Origin of the sequence: Neptuniibacter sp. 2_MG-2023, assembly GCF_030547495.1 — a bacterium.
GTDB lineage: Bacteria > Pseudomonadota > Gammaproteobacteria > Pseudomonadales > Balneatricaceae > Neptuniibacter.
The window spans coordinates 177,428-194,567 of the sequence record NZ_JAUOQC010000001.1 but is presented as its reverse complement, the minus strand read 5'-3'; the positions used below and the strand labels follow the sequence as shown (position 1 = coordinate 194,567).

Annotated in this window: 17 protein-coding genes; 11 read left to right on the top strand and 6 right to left on the bottom strand. The window is 41.7% G+C overall.

The genetic code is table 11. The annotated features are described in order from the left end of the window. Positions 1-108: 108 nt before the first annotated feature. Genes tsaB through Q4486_RS00900 form a run of 3 tightly spaced genes read left to right on the top strand, consistent with a single transcriptional unit; the run spans position 109 to position 2,434 of the window. Entirely contained in the window at positions 109-792 is a 684-nt protein-coding gene (gene tsaB / locus Q4486_RS00910; protein WP_303517688.1) for a tRNA (adenosine(37)-N6)-threonylcarbamoyltransferase complex dimerization subunit type 1 TsaB, read from the top strand. After that, positions 793-1,596, top strand: coding sequence for an undecaprenyl-diphosphate phosphatase (locus Q4486_RS00905; RefSeq protein WP_303416425.1), 804 nt, complete (start codon positions 793-795; stop codon positions 1,594-1,596). Positions 1,597-1,621: 25 nt separating this feature from the next. Then, complete coding sequence (locus Q4486_RS00900; protein ID WP_303517686.1) at positions 1,622-2,434, top strand: class I SAM-dependent methyltransferase; 813 nt, start codon at positions 1,622-1,624, stop codon at positions 2,432-2,434. Positions 2,435-2,472: 38 nt separating this feature from the next. Here Q4486_RS00900 and plsB read toward each other — a convergent pair whose 3' ends face one another. Beyond that, positions 2,473-4,791 (bottom strand): glycerol-3-phosphate 1-O-acyltransferase PlsB, encoded by a 2,319-nt coding sequence (plsB, locus tag Q4486_RS00895; protein ID WP_303517682.1) that lies wholly within the window; start codon positions 4,789-4,791, stop codon positions 2,473-2,475. 11 nt (positions 4,792-4,802) lie between these two features. Further along, positions 4,803-5,015 carry a SlyX family protein gene (locus Q4486_RS00890; RefSeq protein WP_303416428.1) on the bottom strand — a complete coding sequence of 71 codons (213 nt, stop codon included), beginning with the start codon at positions 5,013-5,015 and terminating at the stop codon, positions 4,803-4,805. Between the two features lie 249 nt (positions 5,016-5,264). On the opposite strand from Q4486_RS00890, the gene Q4486_RS00885 reads away from it, so the two are divergent. Further along, complete coding sequence (locus Q4486_RS00885) at positions 5,265-5,711, top strand: cold-shock protein (protein ID WP_067862093.1); 447 nt, start codon at positions 5,265-5,267, stop codon at positions 5,709-5,711. 74 nt (positions 5,712-5,785) lie between these two features. On the opposite strand, the gene Q4486_RS00880 is transcribed toward Q4486_RS00885, so the two are convergent. Beyond that, the gene (locus tag Q4486_RS00880; RefSeq protein ID WP_303517679.1) at positions 5,786-6,436 is read right to left on the bottom strand and encodes a DsbA family protein; all 651 of its coding nucleotides are present in this window, start codon (positions 6,434-6,436) and stop codon (positions 5,786-5,788) included. Positions 6,437-6,608: 172 nt separating this feature from the next. Between Q4486_RS00880 and Q4486_RS00875 the strand changes: the two genes are divergently transcribed. From Q4486_RS00875 to Q4486_RS00865, 3 genes are all read left to right on the top strand, one after another. Continuing rightward, entirely contained in the window at positions 6,609-6,812 is a 204-nt protein-coding gene (locus tag Q4486_RS00875; protein WP_067862089.1) for a 2-hydroxymuconate tautomerase family protein, read from the top strand. 157 nt (positions 6,813-6,969) lie between these two features. Then, entirely contained in the window at positions 6,970-7,563 is a 594-nt protein-coding gene (locus Q4486_RS00870) for a LemA family protein (RefSeq protein ID WP_303416430.1), read from the top strand. Between the two features lie 56 nt (positions 7,564-7,619). After that, positions 7,620-9,557 carry a M48 family metallopeptidase gene (locus Q4486_RS00865; RefSeq protein ID WP_303517677.1) on the top strand — a complete coding sequence of 646 codons (1,938 nt, stop codon included), beginning with the start codon at positions 7,620-7,622 and terminating at the stop codon, positions 9,555-9,557. On the opposite strand, the gene folX is transcribed toward Q4486_RS00865, so the two are convergent. The 3 genes from folX to Q4486_RS00850 are packed head-to-tail and all read right to left on the bottom strand — an operon-like array spanning position 9,554 to position 11,468. Continuing rightward, positions 9,554-9,916 (bottom strand): dihydroneopterin triphosphate 2'-epimerase, encoded by a 363-nt coding sequence (gene folX, locus Q4486_RS00860; protein ID WP_303416432.1) that lies wholly within the window; start codon positions 9,914-9,916, stop codon positions 9,554-9,556. The two genes, Q4486_RS00865 and folX, sit on opposite strands and share 4 nt — an antisense overlap. A gap of 53 nt (positions 9,917-9,969) precedes the next feature. Continuing rightward, positions 9,970-10,932: a sensor histidine kinase gene (locus Q4486_RS00855; protein ID WP_303517675.1), complete on the bottom strand. Its 963-nt coding sequence runs from the start codon at positions 10,930-10,932 to the stop codon at positions 9,970-9,972. Continuing rightward, on the bottom strand, positions 10,932-11,468 hold the full coding sequence (locus Q4486_RS00850; RefSeq protein ID WP_303416434.1) for a heme NO-binding domain-containing protein: 537 nt from the start codon (positions 11,466-11,468) through the stop codon (positions 10,932-10,934). The genes Q4486_RS00855 and Q4486_RS00850 overlap by 1 nt, the downstream gene beginning before the upstream one ends. Positions 11,469-11,789: 321 nt before the next feature. Between Q4486_RS00850 and Q4486_RS00845 the strand changes: the two genes are divergently transcribed. The 4 genes from Q4486_RS00845 to Q4486_RS00830 are packed head-to-tail and all read left to right on the top strand — an operon-like array spanning position 11,790 to position 17,127. Beyond that, positions 11,790-13,514: an EAL domain-containing protein gene (locus Q4486_RS00845; RefSeq protein ID WP_303517673.1), complete on the top strand. Its 1,725-nt coding sequence runs from the start codon at positions 11,790-11,792 to the stop codon at positions 13,512-13,514. A 24-nt stretch (positions 13,515-13,538) separates the two neighbouring features. Then, positions 13,539-14,657 (top strand): HDOD domain-containing protein, encoded by a 1,119-nt coding sequence (locus Q4486_RS00840; protein WP_303517672.1) that lies wholly within the window; start codon positions 13,539-13,541, stop codon positions 14,655-14,657. Next, positions 14,654-15,469, top strand: coding sequence for a phosphate/phosphite/phosphonate ABC transporter substrate-binding protein (locus Q4486_RS00835; protein ID WP_303416437.1), 816 nt, complete (start codon positions 14,654-14,656; stop codon positions 15,467-15,469). Before Q4486_RS00840 ends, Q4486_RS00835 begins: the two co-directional genes overlap by 4 nt. 26 nt (positions 15,470-15,495) lie before the next feature. Then, a complete protein-coding gene (locus Q4486_RS00830) occupies positions 15,496-17,127 on the top strand; it encodes an ATP-binding protein (RefSeq protein ID WP_303517670.1) in 1,632 nt (543 codons plus the stop codon). Positions 17,128-17,140 lie beyond the last annotated feature (13 nt).

Genomic DNA, 17,140 nt, shown 5'->3' with positions numbered 1-17,140 from the left:
ACTGTTGGGTTGCATGGATGAAATTGTCAGCTCAGCGGAGTAGAATTCTCAACGAGTTGTTGTTCATTGTATGCCTATCCTCATTCTTTGTTTAAGTGATCCAATTTAATGTCAAAAATCTTAGCACTTGATACCTCTACTGATGCGTGCTCAGTCGCGTTGAGTTTGAACGGCGAAATCACAGAAGATTTTCGAATAATCCCTCGTCAGCATACACAGCAATTGCTCCCTATGATTGAGGTGATGTTAGCAGAGGCGGGTATTTCTGTTTCGGCATTAGATGCGATTGCTTTTGGCCGCGGACCTGGGTCGTTTGCTGGTATTCGTATCGCAACTGGGGTTGCTCAAGGCTTAGCTTATGGGGCCGACCTTCCAGTACTGCCAATCTCTACCTTAGAATCATTGGCTGTTTCTGCTGCAAAACGAGAGGGTGCTGAAAAGATAGTAACCGCATTAGATGCTCGAATGGATGAGATCTATGTGGCAAGTTACCGTATAGAGAATGGCCTACCGATTACTGAGTTAAAAGAGCAGGTGAGTGCGCCTGATGCTTTGAGTCTTGAATGTGATCAGTACTTAGCTGTTGGAAGTGGTTGGCGTTATTTGGATGGAATGTCAGAGCAGATAAAAAATTCCCTTAAAGTCAGTACTGAAACTTATTATCCATCTGCAAGAGATATGCTTGTACTTGCATTGGATGCTTGGGCGCAAGATAAAGGAATGTCTCCGGAACAGGCTTTGCCTGTCTATCTCCGCGACGAGGTCGCATGGAAAAAAAAGGATCAACAATAAATGGAACTCTTTCAGGTCGTTATACTGGCCTTACTGCAGGGATTGACAGAATTTTTACCAATCAGTAGTTCTGCCCATCTGATTTTACCCTCACAGCTTTTAGGGTGGCCAGATCAGGGGTTAGCTTTTGATGTTGGTGTACATATTGGTACGTTGTTGGCTGTGGTGATCTATTTCCGTAAGGACCTCGCCTCTATGTTTTGTGCTTGGAGTGCGAGTTTTAGCGGTAAGCGTTGCGAAGATGCAAACTTGGCGTGGCTGACTATTTTAGCAACATTCCCAGCACTGATCGTTGGCTTGCTGTTGAATGATTTTATTGATCATAACTTACGTTCAATTTTAGTCATTGCTGGAACAACGCTTATTTTTGGTGGTTTACTGTGTTGGGCCGATCTTTTTAGAGTTGAAACGCGTCAGTTAAGCGCTTTAACGGTTAAAGATGCATTGTATATAGGTTGTTCGCAGGCGCTTGCATTGATTCCGGGTACTTCGCGTAGTGGTATTACCATTTCTACGGCATTGATGCTTGGGTTTGAGCGTCAGGCCGCTGCTCGTTTTTCTTTCTTGCTCTCTATTCCAGTGATTCTTGGGGCCGGGCTCATTAAAGGTCTAGATCTGTATCATCAGGGTGAGAGTGCGCCTTGGGTGATGGTGCTTATAGGTACAATAATCGCGGGTATTAGTGCGTTTAGTTGTATTCATTTCTTTTTACGCTGGTTGGATCGTATTGGAATGCAGCCATTTGTTATCTACCGTATGATTTTGGGCGTGTGCTTGTTGGTTGTTTGGTTTACCAGTAGCTAAGGTCTCTGTTTGGAACGTGCTTTATATGTCTGTATCTGACTTTACAAATGATCTAGGTGGTGACGGCATGATTGCCGTTATCGCGTTAGATCAGCAAGCTAGCGAACAAGCTGCTTTGTTAGCTGATCATCTTAAACTTCCCCTGGTCGACTCATCATCTGCAACCGCGTTTAATCTGTTACTTCAGATCTCTGAATCAGGTGTTCAGTTGCAACCAACGGGGAAAAAAGCACCTGGCGCTACTTATGTCGATTTTGTCTCCGGCGCAGTTGCCCATCGCCGTCAGTTCGGTGGTGGTAAAGGGCAGATGATCGCCAAAGCTGTAGGCATTAAAGGGGGTGTTAGACCTCAGGTTTTGGATGCTACAGCTGGGTTGGGAAAAGATGCCTTTGTGCTTGCAACTTTGGGTTGTGATGTAACCTTGCTTGAGCGTTCGCCAATTATTCATCTATTGCTTAATGATGGACTTGCTCGAGCAGCTCAGGTTCCTGAGGTCGAAGAGATCATTCAGCGTATGACGTTGTATCAAGCGAATAGCATCGAGTGGATGCAGCAACAGGCGTTACAAGGGGAACATTATCAGGTGGTGTATCTTGATCCTATGTTTCCACATAGCGATAAAAGTGCATTGGTAAAAAAAGAGATGCGTAGTTTTCGCCCCGTTGTTGGTGATGATCTGGATGCGGACCAATTATTAGAGGCTGCTCTGGCCATTGCAGAAAACCGTGTAGTGGTTAAACGGCCTAGAAAAGCTCCTTTTTTAGCTGATCGTAAACCCTCTTTACAGTTTGAGGGGAAATCGAGCCGCTACGATATTTATCCGCTGAAAAAACTATAAGCTCCTGCAGTAGGAGCTTATACCTATAGTGTTTTGGGTTAGCCTTTACTTCCGAGTTTATAATCCACAAGTGAAATCATATGTGGTTTCAGAATCTTTTTAGCTTGGGCGAATAGAGCACTTGTATCGAAATTACAGCTTAAGCGACCATTTTCCTCCCGTAGAAACTCTAACGCATGAAGTTGCTCAATAAATGAGTTTAAAACTCTTTTATCTTTGTACTCAGGCGTGCTGTAGCCATACTCTTTGTGAATATGTTCGGCAATATTTTGGCTGCTTTCAATCAGATCTTCTGCGCTAATCTCGTTATAGCGAGCGAGTATGCGTAGCACAATGTAATAGCGTAAAAGAATAGGTTCAGCGGTTAGGATTAGGGTGTTCACGAGAGGGTTGGCAGTAGTTGTCCAGCCTTTATCTGCATCACCTTCTAGTAAATTCTGTTCGATCAGCGCTTCACGTACTTGTTTAAGTAAATCTGTGAGATCAGTTAGCTCCCACTGTAAGAAAAGTTCTGCCTGAATAAAGGGATAGATCATCCGAATTGTACGGTTAATGCTTTGGGTTTTACCGTTTTCAAGCCTGTGCGCAAGTAGTAAATACATACTGGGTAGAATAAGCAGATGCTGAATATTGTTTCGATAGAAGCACAGCTCTTGCGCTTGATGTTGATCTATTTTAATTAAATTGATCTTTTGATTAACTTGCTGCATTTTTGCGGCTTCGTTAATCCAATCGGAAGGTTTTCCTTCAGGGATGAGTTGTAGCTGGGGGTTCAGCGTTTTGATTAGGTTAAGTAGGCGAGAGCTTTTGTCGCTTAACTCTGCCACCGATTGTAATGGACTTCCGCCTAGTAGGCAGGTGGCTAACAAGCTGCTTTGGGTTATTTCTGCCGCTTGATTTATTCTGCGCATAACCGTTGCTGCTATCTGTTTTACATCCTCTTTTGATGAGTACTCAGGGTGAATATGCTCTTCTAAAAGAAGAGGCTCACCAAAGCTCAATAGAGTATTACCAAATTTTTGTCCGAGTATTTTGCTGGTGCCTAATACAGTGGATATAGATTCTTGCTGTTTTTTTCCGCCTGACAGTTCTTCTTGATAGCTTTTACTTTCTACAAGGCGGTCGTATCCGACCCAAACAGGAATGAGGGCAACAGGCTTTTGAGGATTGTCTCTGTAAGACTCCACGCTCATTGAGAGTAATCCGGTCTTTGCTGCCAGTAAGCGTCCAGTACGGCTGCGACCCCCTTCAATAAAATACTCTAAAGAGTGGCCCCTATGGGTCATCTGTTCTAAGTAAGTTTTATATAGACAGCTATAAAGCGGGTCCCCATGAAACTGGCGGCGCATAAAGATTGCCCCTCCGCGTTTTAGTATGGGCCCTATGACTGGGATATTTAGATTTTCGCCTGCGGCGACGTGAGGAATCATTAATCCGTGTCTGTACAGTACCCAAGATAAAAGCAGGTAATCCATATGACTACGGTGACAAGGCAGATAGATAAGTTGATGGGTTTTAGCGATCTCTTGGACGCGGTCTATATTTGCGATCCTAACTTTTCTGTATAAGCGTCCCCATACCCAGTTTAAAAGTGGATCTAATATACGTGTAGTTATGGGACTAAAATCGGCAGCAATCTTATCGAGTGTATGTGCGCAATGCCGTTCAATACGATGCCGGCTAGTGCCTCGTTCTTTGGCTTGTTGATCAATGGCTTGCTGTACATTTGGATCTTTTATAACAAGGTTAATTAATGTGCGTCGATGGGATAGATCAGGTCCTATGATTGATTGGCGAGTGATGCTGAAATGGGTGCGTAATACCCGAGCAGCTTTACGAGCGGTGGCTTCACTATCATCTTCTTGTTGGAGTAGCTGTTTGAGATCTAATGCTTTGTCTATGCGGACTAAGGTTTGGCGGCCATTAAATAGAAGTTGGAAAAAACTACCTATAGGCCCAGCTTCATGCCAGGTCTCGGCATACAAAAGGTTAAGCCATGATTTTTCTCTATTAGGGAGGCGGCCGTGAAAGATCGCAACAGGTATAATTAGAGTATTAAATTTTTCACTGCTGTTTTGGGCATTAACCAAAACTTCTAAGGCTTCTCGTAGAGGGGCTTGGCCTTTTGAGTCAGCAAAAAGGATTTGTTCCTCTTTAATATGGCGTTGCTGTTTGCGTAGTAGATTTTTTAAAAGAAGTTTGTGACTGAGCCTATTGGATTCAAGTATGTAATAAATATGATCTGAGGTTGGTTGTGTAGGTAATAATAGTTGTGGATTAACCAACTTCGGACGGGTTACTAAATTTATAAACATACCCCCTAAGGAGTGTATGCCGCGCTCGAACAATGGGATCATGTGCACTTACCTTAGTAGTGTGGAGGAGGTGGCTCATCCTCAGGTCTATTTGCAGGTAGATCAAGAGTTAGACTTTTTACTTGCTGACTGAATACTTTCATCATTCTTGTTAGCTTTAGTATTTCTAGCTCTTGAGTAGAAACAATACTGTTAAGTTTATCCAGCGTATCTTCTTGGAAAGCAACGCGAGTTTCCAGTTCATCAATACGTTCCTGCTCTGTCATGATTGTTTCCGTTTCTAAAATGGCTAATGTTACAGTGTTCGGTTTAAGGTTGTGATAAGACTTAATTCGTAGCCTACTAGCATAGTTTATCAGGCCCCGATATTAAACGGTGTTTGATTTTTATTCGCTTTATTTGCATAAGCTGTTGAAAAAAATCATAAAATTAGATATACCTCTGTAGTTGGTGGGAATAATGATTTATGCTGCCAATTCTAAGTGTTTTTAATGTGATAAATGACAATATAATAAATGAGGGTTAATCAGTTGATTCGTAGTCTGATTGTGAGTGCTATCGCCGCAGTGTTGGTAACTGTTTTGTTGGGTCCGGTAGCTGGTATAGAAGTTGAGTTATCTAATATTGCTGCGTTAGCAGTTGTGTTCGTTGTGACATTTGCTGCATCTTTCTTTGCTGCACTTGGTAACAATGCTCAATCTGGGGCTTCGGCATTTAATGGTGCTGAAGAAGAGTATATTGATGAGAATGACGATCGTGAGCAAGGCACAGTAAAGTGGTTTAATGTGTCAAAAGGTTTTGGTTTCATTACCCGCGGTGAAGATGATGATGTCTTTGTTCACTTTCGCAATATCCGTGGTCGTGGTCACCGTTCATTAGCGGAAGGCCAAAAGGTACGTTTCCACGTACGTGAAAGCGACAAAGGCTTACAAGCAGAAGATGTTTCAGTCGTTCGCGACTAAACCTGTTTGTAGCACGCCCAGCGAGACTGATCAATTCAGTCTCGCTGTTACACCTTCCAATGCTCTTCCCCATTTTATTTCGCCTCTGTTAGCACCGAATCTATTCTGCTTTTTATCTTGATGGCGTCCGTGTAGCCGTAACTAAGTACTTTGATGATCCCTTCTTTGGTTTCAATAAAGAGGCTAGGGAACCCTTGAGCACCAAGTCTATGGGAGGCATTTATCTGTTTTTCAAGTTGGCGTTGAGTCTCTGGGCTACTCATTAGTGTTTTAAACGCGGAAATATCTAGGCCTTGTTGTTGAGCTAACTCTATTAACGTATCTAACTCTGATGGATTTTTTGCATTTAGGTAATAAGCGTTTTGTATTAAGCGAGTCATCTCTAAGCCGCTTCCCGGTGAAAGTTCTTCTGCACTAATGACTGCTCTACAGCTAGCATATGTACTTCTTTTGGGCGTGTTGTTCGACCAGAAATCGTAATTGAAAGGGGTGCCTGTTTGCTGCTCGATATGCTGCCATATAGATTGCAGCTTTTGTTGCATTTCTATGGGCATAGGCTCATTACTATCTGGAGCAAGGCCGCCCATTAATAAAGTCCAAGGAAATGGGTAACTACGTTGTAATTCATGCACTGTGTCACTAAAAGCCCAGCACCAGCTACACATTGGGTCTAAAACGTAGATAAATCGTGGATAAACCTGTTCATTCTGAGTAAGTGATGTCATATGTCAGCTTTTAAATAAGTAGTCAGTCACTAAGAGACTGTTATTTAAAAAGTTAGTTCATTCTTTTTGTTCAAAAAAAGTGAACAGATGCTTCTTTATAATCTTATAGTGTTGCGGAATCTTGCACGCTAAGCTTGTTGCTAAATATCAAGCTATCCAAGGAGTATGAAGTATGCCATATGTAAATATTAAGATTACCGATGAAGCTGTGACAGCAGAGCAGAAGAAGCAACTTATTGAAGGTGCAACTCAGCTTTTAGTGGATGTATTAAATAAAAACCCTGCAACGACAGTTGTTGTGATTGATGAGGTTAATACCGATAACTGGGGAGTCGGTGGGGAGGTTATCACTGAAAGAAGAAAACAAGGAAAGTAGAGCCTCAGTAGATCATAGCATTTTTCTATATCGCCGCTCAGATTGAACGGAGTTAATTAAGAGAAGATGGGAAGAGCTGCTAATAAGTAGGTTTCCTCCCTGACTATTCTGATTTATAGTCGAAAGCTTACATGATCCATAACAAAGGAGCTGCATAATGGAAGTAGGTACGATTGTCTTTTTGGTGATAGTTCTAGGTGCTGTCTTTTATGTAGTAAGTATTTATAACCAGCTTGTTACCTTAAAAAATAGGCATCAAAATGCCTTTTCTCAGATCGAGGTTCAGTTAAAGCGCCGTTACGACCTCATACCAAATTTGGTTGAAACGGCTAAAGGTTATATGAGCCATGAGCGAGAGACGCTCGAAGCTGTTATTAATGCGCGAAATGAAGCGTCTGCGCTTTTAAAGGGTGCAGCAGCCACCTTGACTGATGATGCAATACAGCAGCTATCCGGTGCAGAAAATGCCTTACAGGGCGCTTTAGGGCGCATGAATATAGTGATGGAAGATTATCCAGACCTTAAGGCTAATGAAAACATGATGCAGCTTTCAGAAGAGTTAACAACCACTGAAAACCGTGTGGCATTCTCCCGCCAAGCTTTTAATGATGCTGTAACCGCTTACAATATTTATCGACAATCTTTCCCGCCTGTATTTTTCGCGTCCATGTTTGGTCACCCTAAAGATGCTTCTCTCTTAGAGTTTGAAGATAGTGTTGAAATCCAAGCTGCGCCTAAAGTTAGTTTTTAATATGCCCAACTTTGCTATGAATAGATTAGTAGAGATTCTTGTTAGGTAAGGGATAAATGGACTTTTTTACACAGCAGGATAAGGCTCGGCGTCAAACAGGCTGGCTGGTTTTTCTTTTCATATTAGCGGTTGTTGGCTTAATTGTACTTACGAACCTGTTAATAGGGCTTGTGGTCTGGTCTGTCACCCAAGAGGAGACCATGCAGCGGGGATTGAGTGTTGTATCACAGACCGATACTCAAACTATCGCTGCGCTGTTTTCTTGGAATACTTTTGGTCTAGTTAGTTTAGCTGTTGCGGGTGCTGTTGGTTGTGCCATTTTATACAAGTGGTTTCAATTAAGTTCAGGGGGCAAAGCGGTTGCTGAATCATTGGGCGGGGTCCGTCTTTATCCGAATAGTGAAGATGCAGATCACCTACAAGTACTTAATGTAGTTGAGGAGATGGCCCTTGCTTCAGGTATGCCTGTTCCTGCGGTTTACCTGTTAGAACATGAGATAGGTATCAACGCTTTCGCCGCAGGTAATGGACCTGCGGATGCGGTCATTGGTGTGACTAAAGGCTGTGTTCAGCAGTTTAAACGTGATGAACTTCAAGGTGTTATCGCCCATGAATTTAGTCATATTCTAAACGGCGATATGCGACTCAATCTGCGACTTATTGCCTTATTGCATGGTATTGTTTTTATTGGTTTAGTCGGGGAGTTGTTGGTTAGGGGGAGTCGAAGTCGTCGATCAGATAGTCGGGTTGCCGTACTGGGAATTGCGTTACTAGTGATTGGTTGGCTAGGCACCTTTTTCGGTAATCTTATTCGTGCAGCTGTTAGCCGTCAGCGAGAGTTTTTAGCCGATGCCAGTGCTGTTCAATTTACCCGTAATCCTGAGGGTATAGCTAATGCCTTAAAGTTGATCGGTGGTTATAGTAGCGGTACAGAGATCAATGATAGCCATCGCAGTGAAGTCAGCCATCTGTTTTTTGGTCAAGCGATTAGCAAGCTGAGCAACATGATGGCGACTCATCCACCGTTAGTGGATAGGATTTTAAAAGTCGATCCCGATTGGGACGGTAATTATCTTTATCGAAGTACGGTTACACGTGAACGTAAAAAGGAAGAGGAGAAGCTAACTCAAGCAGAAAAGCGTGAGGCTTTTTCTCAGGCGATTATTACTGGTGCTGCCGTTACCTCGGGTATAGATCCAGAAGTGCTCTTTTCTGGAAGTGCTGATTTAGATCAGATCAGGCGAGAGATCGATGGTATTCCTGCCCTATTACATGAACAAGCTCATGATCCTTTTGGCGCCATTGCTGTATGTTATTTATTGATTACTCATATAGAACCCTCTCTGCAAGAGAAGCAGTGGCAGGTTATAGCGCAAAGCGGAATTAAGGGAATTGAGCCATTAATGCGTCAGCTTTACCCTGTCGTTGAACATTTAGATATTAGTGCTCGTTTACCTTTAATTGAATTATTGCTACCGGCCCTGAAGTGTATGTCGCAGGAGCAATATAAAAGGTTCAAGCATACTTTATTGCTACTGATTAGAGCCGATGCGAAGACTGATCTCTTTGAGTGGTGTTTATATCAACTTGTACGCCATTATTTAGCGGGTGAGTTTGAACCGGTTAAGGCCTCTAAACCACGTTACAAAGAGGCTAAAGCACTGAGTGATGAATACCAATTAGTCTTGTCGGTACTTGCGCATAAAGGCCATGAACAGGAAGCCGATGCACAGAGAGCATTTAATCGAGGGGCTGGCTCAGCGGGCTTATATAATATAAGTCTGCTATCTGAAGATGCGTGTGAGTTAGAGCGTTTTATTCGGGCGGTCAATGCGTTGTCATACGCTTATCCCACCCTTAAACCTCGTCTTATTACAGGTATTAAAAAATGTATCTATCAAGATGGCGAGGTGACTGCACTTGAAAGAGAGATCGTCTCAAGTATAGCCGTTGTTATGGATGCGCCTATTCCTCTATTTATTGAGCCACATTAATCTTTTTGCCACTCGAGTGAAAGTGATACAGAGTCGGCAAATCTAAGCGCGTGGGGTTTGTCTATAGTGACTTTAGCGTAGCGAGTCCAAGGATGGTTGCTACAGATTTCTAAGACATCAGAAACCAGCTTCTCAAGTAATAAGAAACGGCCATTTTCCACATGCTGAATAATATCTTTAGTAATTGTTTTGTAATTTAAGGCTTGTTCTACATCATCGTTGGCAAAGCCATTGCTAGCGGGGTATTGAATCTCAATATTGATTACAACATCCTGCTGTTTTTGCATCTCGTCGGGATTAAACCCGATAAAAGTACGTAGGCGAAGATTGGTGATGTTAATAATTGCGTTGCTGAGCATGAACCTGTTTCCTTGAAAAACCTTAATGCATTAGGTTAGTAAGTTTTATACGCTTATTCGATCGATTCGGATGGATGAGTGGGTAGCTTAATTGTAAATGTTGTCCCTTGACCTTCAATGCTGTGAACACTGATCTCTCCATCGTGGTCTTTTATAATACCGTAAGCAATGGCTAATCCCATCCCAGTGCCTGAGCCTATAGGCTTAGTTGTATAAAAAGGAACAAAAATCTCTTTTTCTACCTCCTCGCTCATACCTGATCCATTATCCGTGATTTCAATAATAATTTCAGATTGTGCGGTGCGAGTAGATATCTCAATTATTGGTTTTTCTCTGTCTTCTGTCGCGTGCTTGGCATTGATGATTAAATTTAGAAAAACCTGGTTAAGTTCGTTTAAGTTGCAGGGAAACTCTGGTATCGGCTCAAGATCTAATTTTACTTCTACGGTGTTCTTTAACTCGCTATTGAGTAGCTTTAAGGTACTGAGAATACCGTCTACTACATTTGCAGAACTGCGGCCAGTTGACTGTATTCGCGCAAAACTGCGTAAATTCATCACAATATCGCGTACGCGAGTTAATCCCTCAACTGTATCAGTCATCAGTTCAGGAAGGTCTTCTTGAATAAATTCAATATCTTCCTCTTCGAAGAGCTTTTCCAAATCAGCTTGTACTGTACTTGGTAGCGCTTCATTGATGTTCTGTATAAATGAAATTAACCGAGTATATGAACAATGGTATCGCCCTAAGGACTCTATATTACTTTTTACAAACGCGAGGGGGTTATTGATTTCATGGGCCATGCCCGCAGCTAAGGTACCGAGTGTAGCTAGCTTTTCGTTTTGTAATATGGTGGTTTGTTGCTTTTGTAGCAGATCCAAGTTTTCTTTTAAGCGTTCATTTTGCAGGAAAATTTCCCGCGATTTATTTTCTAATAGCTCTTCTGCTTTCAGGCGTGCACGTTTCTCTCTTTCATAGGCTACTTTATAAGCGTTTTCTTGATCCTGTATACCCATTATATGAACCTCAATATCAAGTCACAGTGGTCTGAGCCTTTATGCATGCAGACAGGGTGATCAATAGTAATGGCTGTATCATAATGAGTGGCGGCGCCTCTAATGAGGCCTTCAGCAAGAATGCAGAGCTTTCTCGGTGAGCGATAGCGCATTAATAAAGTGTCATCTGTATTCTCAGCGTACTCAAAATCAGGGAGGTTTGGATTATCGTATAATTTTCGAACTTCGGTATGAATAACGCTATCAATACTTTTCAAAAAGCCTTTGAGTGTATCTTCTGCTTCAATAAACAAAGGGTATCGAGTAGCGAGGCCTTTAAATAAACGTATGCCAAAAGCTTCAATAAGTGTATTAGGCATCATGCCTGTTTTGTCAGAAATTGAGCTGACTAGGTTGAAAAGTTCTTCGTCAGGATAGCTTTCACCCGCGGTATAGATACCATCAACAGATTGTGATTCCAGAATCTCATTCCACACTTGCATACTGTATTGTTCAACTACCATCTCTTCGAGAACATTAAAAATCACACCTTTCATAATCTACTCCGTTTACTCAATATAGATCTGGGTTATTTATCTGTTTATCTCAGAGGTAGTGAATTAGTTTTTAATAATAGCTGTTTTTTATCGATAGAGTCAGGCTATGTTGATTCTGCTTTTACTGAAGTTTATCGGTGTTAATCTTTTTTTGACAATATTTGATCTCTATCCATTGTTTATCCTGATTGGAGAGATTAGGCCTCTATAATCTGTATATTTATTGATTAGGTTATATTAGAAACTTCACATCAGGGTAGAACCGCTGCATTTAACGGTTATACTGAGTACTACCCGCTTCTTCTACCTGTAGGTTGTGCCATGGATAAATCCCTTTTATTAGTTGATGACGAGCCTTCAATTTTAAGAGCCTTAAAGCGGATTTTTCACCGTGCTGGTTATAAAGTCACTATTGCAAATGGCCCAGAAGAAGCATTGGCCATTCTTGAAGATCATTCGTTTCCCATCGTACTTTCTGATTATCGAATGCCTAATAAAACTGGCGGTGAGCTTTTAATCGAGATTAAAGAAAAATATCCCTCTACATTAGGGCTTATTCTGAGCGGGTATGCAGATCTGCAATCAGTCATTGCAGCCTTAAATAGTGGGGCTGTCTATAAGTTTTTAGAAAAACCTTGGGATGAAGCTCAGTTATTAGAAGAGATTGATCAAGCCTTTGAACATTGGCGCCAAGAGAATATATTGCCTCTCGATGATGTTAGTTCTGATGAGTTGGGTGTGGTTTCCGACCTTGGCAATGTAGCACGGGCTAGCTCCGATTTAATCTACGGAAAGATGACGGTCATGGAGAGTATTGACCATAAAATATTAACCCAGGCTCATTTCTCACTAGTTTATCTAGATATTAGGCATTTTAGGCATTTTAATGATTGCCTCGGCTATCAGAAATCTGACCAACTATTACACCACATTCATGCCTTGCTGAAGAAACAAATCAGGGCGGATGTTGAATTTAGCTTAATGAATGGGGCTGCTTTTGTTTTTTTTGTTCCAGAGGTATTTACCGAGGCGAGCGCGTTTGATTTTATTACCTCGCTCTTATCGCCTTTTAAGCAATTAATAACCTTTGATGAACGGGAATTGTTACTGACCTTTAGTGCTGGTTATTCGGTCTATCCTGACGATGGCCTAACTGCGGAGGCGCTTGTTCGAGGTTCCCAGTTAGCTGCAAATTACAGTAAAGATCGGGGGCTTAATGTTTATCCTCATTATAAAAAAAGCATGGATGGTAACCGTGATGATATGGTGAGTTTGCAAAGTGAACTGTGCCAAGCGTTGAAGCGTAATGAATTTACATTGTATTACCAGCCAAAAATATCCCTTGTAAACGGTAAGATATTAGGTGCTGAAGCACTTATTCGTTGGCATCACTCCAAAAAAGGGCTGATCTCCCCTGATAGGTTTATTCCACTGGCTGAGTTAACGGGATTAATCGAGCCGATCGGGGAGTGGGTTTTATCCACTGCGATTGCTCAAAGCTTTCTTTGGCAGCAGGAGGGATTACCCGCCTTTATTATGTCGGTGAATGTTTCAGGCCGCCAACTGGTTGAACATGATTTGGCTACTAAGGTAAAAAAGATTATCCAAGACAGTGGTTTATCACCTGAGTATATAGAGCTGGAAGTGACTGAAACATTTTTGATGCAAGATATTGAGCACAGTATCGATGTGTTAAAAGAGATTCGAGCTTTAGGTGTCAAAATTGCTATTGATGACTTTGGCACAGGTTACTCTTCCTTAAACTATTTAACGCGCCTTCCTGTTGATACGCTAAAAGTGGATCGTTCATTTATTACTGATTTCTCGACAGAGACTGAAAAAACAAATTTAGTCAAAAATATGATCGTCATGTCCCATGATTTAGGTATGCGTGTTGTTGCTGAAGGTGTTGAAACTCTGGAACAGCTCCAGCAACTCAAGGAAATGAATTGTGATGAAGTGCAAGGGTATTATTTTAGTCGTCCAGTAGTGGCGGAAGAGTTTAAAAAATTGTTACAGGCACAGTCTTGGGCTCATTGTCCTTAGGTGAAATCAGGAGAGATAGTAAAAATGCATGGATCTGATGTGATGGATATTAGCCAAGCGACAGTTTATTTTATTGATGATCAGTCTCAGGTTCTTAGTGCTTTACGTCGAGCATTACGCTCGCGGTTAAAAGGTTGGACCATGATCTTTGAAGCATCCCCCCGTCAAGCACTAGATCAAATGGCAAAAACGCTTCCTTGGGTTGTACTGGTAGAGAAAAAAATGCCGGAGATGGATGGTGCTGATTTTCTAAAGCAGGTTAAAACCAATTACCCCGATGCTGTTAGGGTGATTCTTTCCGCGGATATTAGCCATGATACCGTGGTTCAATCTTCCGGCATAGCTCACCTGTTGTTGTCTAAACCGTTTGAATTAGATGAAATTGTTGAAGTGATTGAACGTGCGGTTTGCTTAAGAACATTTCAGCTAGACGACAAACTACGAGCTGAAATGGGACAGGTTGATAATTTGCCGCTCCTGCCAGCGAACTACCAAGCTTTAGTCCAGTATCTAGATTCAGTCGAGGAACCTGATCCCGCTAAAGTAGATACGCTGCTGAGTCATGATGTGGCGGTCTTATCAAAAATACTACAGTTAGCCAATTCTGCATTCTTCTGCGCAGTTAATCCTGTTTACTCAGCACGGGAAGCGGTTATCCGCTTAGGTTATGACTTGGTCAGAAAGTTAGTGCTCTGTTTTAGCATCTATACTGCAAATGGAGATACTGATTTAAATAGTCAGTTACTCAGAAATTCAGAACGCGTCGCTGAAAAGTGTATTGAGTTGGCAAGCTTCGCTCGATTGCCCAAAGCGCAAAGAGAGCGCGCTTATTTTACTGGTTTACTGCATAACATCGGAGCATTAGTTATTTCGGGTAGAGAGGTTAACGCTTCATTCGAGTTGGTTGGTAGTTTTCTGCTCCGGCTATGGGGTTTTGAACAATTGATTGTTGATACGCTTCGTTACCAATCAAACCCTGAAGCATCAGGCAGTGATGATGTAGTGCTTTATCAGTTACATATCGCTAAGGCTTTGGTTGATGCAGAGAATAATAATCAGCCACTGGAATCGTTGTTTGATGAGCTTGACCCTAAACTTATAGAGCAAGCGATGTTATCTGAATACCTGGAGAGTCATGTATGAAAGGGCGGTTATTCTGCTTATTCTTATATCTTGTGATCAGTTCGTCGTTCGTTACTGCAGAAACATTAACGTTTGGCATAGTGCCACAACAGTCAGCTAAAAAACTGGCTAAATTATGGACGCCTATTAGCCGCTATTTGAGCGAAAAAACAGGGGTAACCGTCTTGTTTAGCACCGCTCAAGATATTCCTACCTTTGAAAAGAGGTTGCTGGCAGGGGAATATGATATCGCGTATATGAACCCATATCATTATACGGTGTTCCATCAAAAGCCTGGCTATGAGGCGATCGCGAAACAGCAAGATCGAGAAATTAAAGGGATTGTTGTTGTCGCTAAAGAGAGTGATATAACATCTCTAGATCAGCTATCAGGGGCTACTCTTGCCTTTCCTTCTTTAGCTGCCTTCGCTGCGAGTGTTCTACCGAGAGCGAAAATGGCGAAGGAGGGGATCGATATAACACCTAAATATGTTTCATCCCATGATTCGGTTTATTTAACGGTTTCTAAAGGTTTATTTCTAGCTGGGGGCGGCGTTATGCGTACTTTTAATAATACCGCACCCGAAGTAAGAGAAAAGCTTCGGGTGTTATGGGCGACCCCCGGTTACACCCCTCATGCTATAGCGGTTCATCCCAGAGTAAATGCTGATTTAAGGCAAAAGATCCAACAAGCATTAATTGATATGGACCAAAATCCAGAGGGAGAAGCGTTATTAAAAGCGATTCATTTCAAAGGATTAGAGCGCGCAGAAAATAAAGATTGGGATGATGTGCGAGACTTAAATATTAAGCTACTAGAACATTTATTGTAGTGATCTTTGTCTAAGAGAGAAATTTTGTGTCATTACGACTGAAAACCATTTTAGGTATAGCGATAATCCAAGCGGTTTTACTCCTGCTTTTAGTCTCTATGACGTTACATTATCTTAGAACAACTAACTACGAAAGCCTTTCCAAGCGCGCTTCAACAACAGCGACCTTGTTTGCTACAACTGCCGCCAATGCCGTTTTAAGTTATGACTTAGCCTCCTTAGATGCCTTTGTTAGTGAGGTTATGAAAAACTCAGATTTAGTCTATGCACGTGTCTTAGGTCCCGATAATCAATTATTTGCTGAGGATGGTGAGGCTAATATTTTGAGCCGCCCATTTGTTTTAGATACAGATGTTGAAAAGGTCAACGACTCGATCTTTGATACTTATGCAGAGATTAGTGAAGGTGGCGTCGTTTATGGAAGAGTAGAGATTGGTATTGATACCGATAGCCTTTCTACCATTATTGACGAAGCGACTAATAGAAGTGCAACTATTGCTGCTGTTGGGATGTTATTTGTAGCGCTATTTTCTTCGATGTTGGGTACCTACTTAACAAGCCAGCTTAAATATTTAAGGGCTGCCGCTCGATCGATTTCAAAAGGTGATTTAGCGATTAAAATACCGATTAATGGCCGCGACGAGATCGCCGATGTGGCACATGCATTCAACTCTATGGCATCTGATCTAAAAGATGCCAGCTTACGTCGAGATCAATTTGAAGCGGAATTAAGTGAATTTAACCGCTCCTTAGAAGATAGAGTTAAACGTAGAACTGAAGCGTTAGAAAAAGCCAACAGTGAAATAAAATCAGCCCAGACACAGCTTATTCAGTCAGAAAAAATGGCGTCAATTGGTGTGTTATCAGCCGGTGTTGCCCATGAAATTAACAATCCCCTAGGCTTTGTTATTAGTAATTTATCAACCTTAGATATCTATGCGCATAACTATCGTGCCTTAGTCACTGAATATCAGCGCTTACTGGAAATTAACGACACCGCTGAGCGTGAAGAGCAGCTAAATAAGATCCAAGATTTAATTAAAAGCATAGATCTTGAGTTTATGAATGAGGATCTTGATGATCTGTTAAAAGATACCCACGAAGGCTCAGTTCGAGTTAAAGAGATTGTAAAAGGTTTAAAAGCATTTTCCCATACAGATCAAACGGGGCGTATGCAGTTAGCTGATATTAATGAGTGCATTACGAGTACCCTTAAAGTGGTCAATAATGAACTGAAATACCACTGCACTATCTCGACCTCCCTATCAGATATCCCCCAAATATATTGTTTACCTAGCCAGATAAAACAAGTGTTACTCAATATTATTTTAAATGCTGGACATGCGATTCAGGGACAGGGTGTTATTGATATATCTAGCAATGTGGTTGAAGATCATATCGAGATACGCATAAAAGATGATGGTTGTGGTATAGCTGAAGATGAGATCAATAAATTATTTGATCCCTTTTATACAACCAAAAAAGTTGGTGAAGGAACAGGCCTAGGTTTAGCAATCTCCTACGGCATTATTGTGGATGATCACCACGGTGAAATTAATGTGCAAAGTGAAGAGGGTAAAGGAACCTGCTTTACTATTATATTGCCGATAGTTACTGAGCCTCCTAATGAAGAGGATGATTCGGTTGTGTCAGCATAAAACGGTCAAATAG

Bases quoted from the DNA above. Each gene is read 5' to 3' on its own strand.
- Q4486_RS00865 (WP_303517677.1), top strand. From the start codon at position 7,620: ATGGACTTTTTTACACAGCAGGATAAGGCTCGGCGTCAAACAGGCTGG.
- Q4486_RS00900 (WP_303517686.1), top strand. From the start codon at position 1,622: ATGTCTGTATCTGACTTTACAAATGATCTAGGTGGTGACGGCATGATT.
- Q4486_RS00905 (WP_303416425.1), top strand. From the start codon at position 793: ATGGAACTCTTTCAGGTCGTTATACTGGCCTTACTGCAGGGATTGACA.
- tsaB (WP_303517688.1), top strand. From the start codon at position 109: ATGTCAAAAATCTTAGCACTTGATACCTCTACTGATGCGTGCTCAGTC.
- Q4486_RS00870 (WP_303416430.1), top strand. From the start codon at position 6,970: ATGGAAGTAGGTACGATTGTCTTTTTGGTGATAGTTCTAGGTGCTGTC.
- Q4486_RS00835 (WP_303416437.1), top strand. From the start codon at position 14,654: ATGAAAGGGCGGTTATTCTGCTTATTCTTATATCTTGTGATCAGTTCG.
- Q4486_RS00850 (WP_303416434.1), bottom strand. From the start codon at position 11,468: ATGAAAGGTGTGATTTTTAATGTTCTCGAAGAGATGGTAGTTGAACAA.
- Q4486_RS00840 (WP_303517672.1), top strand. From the start codon at position 13,539: ATGCATGGATCTGATGTGATGGATATTAGCCAAGCGACAGTTTATTTT.
- Q4486_RS00885 (WP_067862093.1), top strand. From the start codon at position 5,265: ATGAGGGTTAATCAGTTGATTCGTAGTCTGATTGTGAGTGCTATCGCC.
- Q4486_RS00890 (WP_303416428.1), bottom strand. From the start codon at position 5,015: ATGACAGAGCAGGAACGTATTGATGAACTGGAAACTCGCGTTGCTTTC.
- Q4486_RS00855 (WP_303517675.1), bottom strand. From the start codon at position 10,932: ATGGGTATACAGGATCAAGAAAACGCTTATAAAGTAGCCTATGAAAGA.
- Q4486_RS00845 (WP_303517673.1), top strand. From the start codon at position 11,790: ATGGATAAATCCCTTTTATTAGTTGATGACGAGCCTTCAATTTTAAGA.
- Q4486_RS00880 (WP_303517679.1), bottom strand. From the start codon at position 6,436: ATGACATCACTTACTCAGAATGAACAGGTTTATCCACGATTTATCTAC.
- Q4486_RS00875 (WP_067862089.1), top strand. From the start codon at position 6,609: ATGCCATATGTAAATATTAAGATTACCGATGAAGCTGTGACAGCAGAG.
- plsB (WP_303517682.1), bottom strand. From the start codon at position 4,791: ATGATCCCATTGTTCGAGCGCGGCATACACTCCTTAGGGGGTATGTTT.
- folX (WP_303416432.1), bottom strand. From the start codon at position 9,916: ATGCTCAGCAACGCAATTATTAACATCACCAATCTTCGCCTACGTACT.